Origin of the sequence: Paracoccus sp. DMF, assembly GCF_004407025.1 — a bacterium.
Classification (GTDB): domain Bacteria; phylum Pseudomonadota; class Alphaproteobacteria; order Rhodobacterales; family Rhodobacteraceae; genus Paracoccus; species Paracoccus aminovorans_B.
In genome coordinates this window covers 1-4459 of record NZ_SOKV02000091.1, presented here as the reverse complement: position 1 = coordinate 4459, position 4459 = coordinate 1, and the positions used below count along the sequence as shown (strand labels likewise).

The 4459-nt window shown below is 62.7% G+C and carries 6 protein-coding genes; 2 read left to right on the top strand and 4 right to left on the bottom strand.

All coding sequences use genetic code 11. The annotated features are described in order from the left end of the window. The 4 genes from E3D03_RS20065 to E3D03_RS20050 all read right to left on the bottom strand — a co-directional run. On the bottom strand, positions 1-384 hold a 384-nt coding region (locus tag E3D03_RS20065; RefSeq protein WP_263568425.1), incomplete at its 3' end, for a hypothetical protein. Then, positions 381-1139, bottom strand: coding sequence for a helix-turn-helix domain-containing protein (locus E3D03_RS20060; RefSeq protein ID WP_263568424.1), 759 nt, complete (start codon positions 1137-1139; stop codon positions 381-383). The genes E3D03_RS20060 and E3D03_RS20065, both read right to left, overlap by 4 nt. Continuing rightward, a complete protein-coding gene (locus tag E3D03_RS20055) occupies positions 1140-2528 on the bottom strand; it encodes a DnaB-like helicase C-terminal domain-containing protein (RefSeq protein ID WP_263568423.1) in 1389 nt (462 codons plus the stop codon). A gap of 82 nt (positions 2529-2610) precedes the next feature. After that, positions 2611-2982 carry a hypothetical protein gene (locus E3D03_RS20050; RefSeq protein WP_263568422.1) on the bottom strand — a complete coding sequence of 124 codons (372 nt, stop codon included), beginning with the start codon at positions 2980-2982 and terminating at the stop codon, positions 2611-2613. Between the two features lie 472 nt (positions 2983-3454). Here E3D03_RS20050 and E3D03_RS20045 point away from each other — a divergent pair, with 472 nt between their 5' ends. Further along, a complete protein-coding gene (locus E3D03_RS20045) occupies positions 3455-4066 on the top strand; it encodes a hypothetical protein (protein WP_263568421.1) in 612 nt (203 codons plus the stop codon). Between the two features lie 204 nt (positions 4067-4270). Further along, positions 4271-4459 (top strand): hypothetical protein (locus E3D03_RS20040; RefSeq protein WP_263568420.1); only part of this gene is annotated, 189 nt, incomplete at its 3' end.

The window sequence follows — 4459 nt, the reverse complement described above, 5'->3', positions numbered from 1 at the left end:
CTTGGAGCCGATCAAGCCGCGATGCCGGGGCGCCGTTTCGTGGCGCGCGTCGGGGCCGCGCTCAGCGTCGTCCCACGGCATGCGCGGCAGGTTGACGCGCGGGGCGGTCTGCGACGAGGACGAGGCCATGTGCCGCTCGTAGACCACGGCGGTAACGTCCTTGGCCGGCCTCTCGACGCGGGCGACCGGCGGCGCGGCAAACAGAGTGTGGTATTGGTTGCGGATCGTGTCGCGCGACAGGCCCAGGGCAGCAGCGATGGCGGCTGGGCCGTGATGCGCGTTGGCGGCGACCCATTCGCGGCGCGCGATTGTCCGGGCAGTGATGTCGTCGCGATTGCCGACCAGGCGGCCGCGAACGGCGGCGGGGGCGGTGAGATTGGTCATGCGCGGCCTGCCAGCTTGCGAAGATTGGCCATGTGCTTTTCCTTGTCGGATTGCTGGGGAATGGATGATGGCTTTGGAGACGGCCGAGACTTCGCCGCGGCGTAATCGGCCATGTGGCCAGAGAAGAACCGCAGCGTGGACGGCGCCGAGCCGCGGCGCTTGGCCCCGTGCTTGACCACCTCGAGTATTTCCGCCTCGGTCAGGCTGAGATCGGATTGCCATTTTCTGACCTCGGCCATGTCGGCCGGGTCGCCAATCGCTGAGACGCGGCCTGTCTGCGGGTTGATCCCGGAGCGATGAGCGCCGGCAGCCTCGATCAGTTGCTCTCGAAATGTCGGATTGTCCCGCTCGCGCGCTGCTGCTGACGGTTCCTTGATGGTTACTGATGGTTCGGGGGCATCTGGTGCGGGGTTTGGCGTCGTCAAATGCGGGGTTTGAATGTCGTCAGAAACGGTGTTTGAGATACGGGGTTTCTCATACGGGGTTTCAGATGCGGGGTTTGCGCTGACAAAATAGATGTTCGGGCGCCCCTTCCCGCCACCGGGAACGATCTCGATGTAGCCTTGGGCTTGCAGCTTTTTGACGTTCGATTGAACTGCCCGCTCGGTGAGCCCCGTCCGCTGGCACAGCCGCTGAATTGACGGGTAGCATCGCCCCGTGTCGTCGGCATGATCCGCCAAGGCCAGCATAATGAGCCGCTCTGTCGGTCCTAGGGTTTCGCTGTCGAACACAGCGGACATGATCTTGATGCTCATTTACTCGCTCCACACCCGGTTCATCGCCAGCGCGCAGCGGCAATGAGCCGTGCCGATATCGCCCATGCGCTGCTTGGCCACGATGATTTCAAGAGCACCCCTGTGCCGGTCCATGGCTGCCTGCCACAGATCCAGCTCTTCCATATCGTCGCCGTCCGGACGCTTGCGCTCGAGGTAGTATTCTTCCCGGTAGCAAAAGAGCACGTTGTCGGCGTCCTGCTCGAGCTGGCCGCTTTCCCTGAGGTCGCTCATCATCGGCCGCTTGTCGTCGCGGCGCTCGAGGTCGCGCGAGAGCTGAGATAGGGCGATCACCGGCAGATCCAGCGACACAGCAAGCGCCTTGAGCGCGATGCTGATGTTCGTGATCTGCTCATAGCGGCTCTTGCCCTCTGCGCGCAGCAATTGGGCATAGTCCACGATCAGCAGGCGAAGGTTGCCCGCTCGGGCGATCTGTCGCGTTCCGGAAACCAGCGATCCGACGTCGGAATAGTGCCGCGGCAGGAAGGTGATCGGCAGCTTGGCGAGATACTGCGCTTCGGTGACGACCGTGCGCATCTGCGCCTCGGTCATCTCTCCCTTGCGCATGGAGGTATAGGGGACCGCGTTGCCGGCCTCGCTGGTCGCTTCGGACAGCGCGCGCATTGCAAGGCTTTCCGGGGTCATCTCGAGCGACGCGATTGCAACGCCGTGGCCCTCTCGCGCCGCGTTTAGCGCCAGGGTCAATGCAACCGCGGTCTTGCCCATCGAAGGGCGCCCGCCGAGCAGGGTCATCTCTCCGGGAAAGAATCCTGGAACAATGCTGTCAAGCGCCGGTATACCAGACTTCACAGCGCCATTGTCCTCGCCGTGATAGGCAGAGGTCGCCACCTGCATGGCCTGGGCCACAGCCTTCATCATGGAAACCGGGCCGCGGTCGCCCGCGGTCGCCTCGGAAGCGATCAGAGCGCCCTCGAGCTTTGCCGCGATGGTCTGCGCATCATCGTCCCCCTTGACGAGAGCGTTCTGAGCCTCGGAAATAGCACCGTGCAGGTGACGCTTGCGGGCAAGCTCTGCCAGTGTCTTTAGGTAGTCGCCCAGCATGTGGGGGCTGATGGACGCGCCTGCCAAGCGGACAAGGTAGCGCGAACCGCCGAGATCATTCAGACCCTGTTCGGCCTGCATGGTGATTCCGACCGTCACCACATCGGCCTTCATGCCGCCGCGGGCCTTGCTCGAGATCACATCGAAGATACGGGCATGCACAGGGTCGAAGAACAGACCGGCACCGCCGGCGGTGTCCACCTTAGCGGCCTGATCGCTGTTCAGAAGCAGCGCGCCGAGAACCTGCTGTTCGGCCTCGACGGAATAGAGCGCCGCGGCGTCCGGGCGGATCTGCGTGACAGCAGTCATTCCGCAGCCTCTTTCGGCAACTGCTGCTCGACCAGCTTGCGGGCCAGTTCCCCGATGCTCTGCCAGCCTTCTTTTCGCTCGCTCATGCGACCTCCGCATTGATGATGATCGCGCCGTCGCGGCAACGCTCACCGCGGCGCGGGGCTTGCAGGCGGAAACGGCGGTCGTTGATTTTCAGAACATCGGCCAGGGCATCGAAGGCGCCCTTCTGGGCCGAGATGACATTGTCGTCGTCGGGGATGCTGCCGCGGGTGGGCGGGCAGATGGTGACGGTAACGGCAACTTCCGCGCCGTCAGGGATTGAGACGAGGTGCCAGCGCGCCGCTCGAGCAAGCGCATCGGCCGCGGCCTTCTGCGCCTTGACCTTCCGGTAACGCTTCGACCAGTGCAGCCGGGCGTTGGCGGAAAGCTCGCTGGTCTTAGCCCATGGCAACTTGATCTGCGGGAGGATCATAACCCTAGCCCTTCCTGTCGAGGATCTGATGCAGGCGCAGATACGCCTCCACCGCCTCGGGCTTTCGGTTGCATGTCCTGACGGCGCGGGCGGTCAGGTCCGGTGTGGTATTTGTCCCGCCAGCGGGCTTCGGCCCATTCGCGATGGGCTGGGCAGGCGAGAAGCGGGCGCTTAGGGCGCTCATGGCCCGGCGGAGCGGTCCAGCCGCGTGTGGACCATGCGCCGCAGCCTGGGTGGTCGCATCGCATGGCATCACACCGCCCCCATCATCGCCAGCAGCAAGAGAGCGAGGGCGAAACAGCAGGCGAGGTATCCGAGGATGAAGATCATGCCGACGCCCTCCCCTTAGAGGCAGGTTTGCCGGGGCGGGGTTGACGTGCGGGGAAGGCGTGACCAGCTATTGCCATATGGCACGCGCAAAAATCGTTCAGACCACTCACGTTTTCACCCCTTCAACAGGATGCTCGCGCATGTGCGCTTCTATTTTTTCAATGTCGGCATCGAGGGACGCAGCCTTGCGTTTCAACCGATCAAACAGGCGGGGATTGTTGGTCGCCCGACGAACTACGGTCTCAGGCTGGATGCCTGCCGCGCTGGCGTATGCCTCGATGCGGGAGATGACGTCATGTATCTGATGCATGCCGCCGATAGTGCCAAAAGGCACCGAACTATGCAAGTGCCAATTGACCTGTGGCGGCAGGTGCCAAATGGCGCTCTAATCCGCGCCATGAGTAGCCCCATCTCCCGCGCAGCCTTCCGAGACGCCCTAGAATGGCACATCAAGAGAACTGGGATTTCGCCGGCTCAGATCTGTGCAGAAAGCGGCGTAACTTCTGACGTAATCAAGAAGCTGCGTTCGCCGTCTCGAACCAACAACTCGACGGGCGTGGAGAATGCTATCCCTATAGCTGCTGTCTTCGGCATGACTGTTGAGAAGTTCCTTCGGATGGAGGAACCGGACAGTGAATCACGGCTTAAGGCTCTTTCCGATCTGCTGCTGCCTGAGGAAGAGAGGCTTCTTGAAGCCCAGGTTCTGGGGATAATCCAGGCGCGCGGGCGGAAATCATCGCCTCAGCAAGATTAACTATTTGTTTTTGCTCGCTTGGAGTGAGCGATCGGAACGCTGCCCAGAACTGATCTGTAAGAATTCCCGCCATTACCTTCCTCGCCAACCAGAACGAACCGTGAACGCCAGACTAGGCAGGAACCCGCCATCCGGTCAATTAGGCAAAGGTGCCGCGCAGGTTGTAACGCGGCTTGTGCTTTGCTTTAGCTAGGGAAATTCAAGATGCCCGACCCCGACCCCGACCCCACCACAGAGGACGCCGAGCAGATCGCCATCGCTGCCCGCGTGGTGCTGGGGCTGGTGCGGTCCATGGTCGAGAACCCGGGGTCGGTGGAGATGAAGGCCATGCCCTTCCTGCTGCTGGAGGCAGCCGAAGAACGGCACCGCCAGGGCGATTTCGGCGCCGAGCGG